The organism is Nodularia chucula CCY0103 (assembly GCF_963923915.1).
GTDB classification, from domain to species: Bacteria; Cyanobacteriota; Cyanobacteriia; order Cyanobacteriales; family Nostocaceae; genus Nodularia; species Nodularia chucula.
Window position 1 is genome coordinate 1 of record NZ_CAWUOL010000207.1, and the last position, 925, is coordinate 925.

1 protein-coding gene is annotated in these 925 nt (G+C 43.2%); it reads left to right on the forward strand.

Annotated features, from left to right (window positions below; translation table 11 throughout):
- Positions 1 to 802 (forward strand): ParB/RepB/Spo0J family partition protein (locus ACM0OP_RS24225; RefSeq protein WP_414530954.1); only part of this gene is annotated, 802 nt, incomplete at its 5' end.
- Positions 803 to 925 lie beyond the last annotated feature (123 nt).

Sequence of the window (925 nt, forward strand, 5' to 3'; positions counted from 1 at the left end):
ACGCGAACAGAAAAAAGCATCCACAGTCCTCCATAACGTAACTGGCAAGGAAAAAATCGAGAGTGAGACATCTACCCATAACGTTATGGGCGAAGTTGAAAGTGACTCGACAACCAACGTAACTGGCAAGGAAAAAATCGAGAGTGAGACATCTACCCATAACGTTATGGGTGAAGTTGAAAATGACTCAATAACCAACGTCACTGGCAAGGAAAAAGTCGAGGGTGAAGCATCTACCCATAACGTTATGGGCGAAGTCAAAAGTGACTCAATAACCAACGTAACTGGCAAGGAAAAAGTCGAGGGTGAGTCATCTACCCATAACGTTATGGGCGAAACAGAAAAAGATAACTCAGTCATCAATCAGGAGCCACCCGTAAACCCAGACCTAAAAATTGTTTCGGAAGTATTTGATAGCTTAGGGTTAATGACCTGGGAATCTTTCGTTAAGAACCGCCTGCCCTTATTAAACCTGACATCAGACATCCTTGAAGCACTAAGAAGAGGCGACCTGGAATACACCAAAGCCAAAGCCATCGCCCAGATTCAGGATAAAGAAGAGCGTCTTGTCTTTTTAGAACAAGCTATTGCCCAAAACTGGTCTTTAAGCGAAATCAAACAGCGCATTAGTGAAAAGAAAACCCCAACCTCTACTCCAAAAACCGAGTCTAACGATTACAAAGAGCGCTTTAATACTGCGACCACCAAACTAAGAAAATCGCGGATTTGGTCAGACCCTAAGAAGTGCAAACAGATAGAAAAATTGCTGGCGCAACTGGAGATGCTGACCCAAGTTGAGTAACCTGATTAAAACAGGGTGTAGGGTGTAGGGGATGGGGTGTAGTTCAAGAAAGTTTGTTCCACACCCTTACTCCTTTCATCTACTCAACCCCAGATGTAGAAAGCAGAAGAGTGAAATATTTTT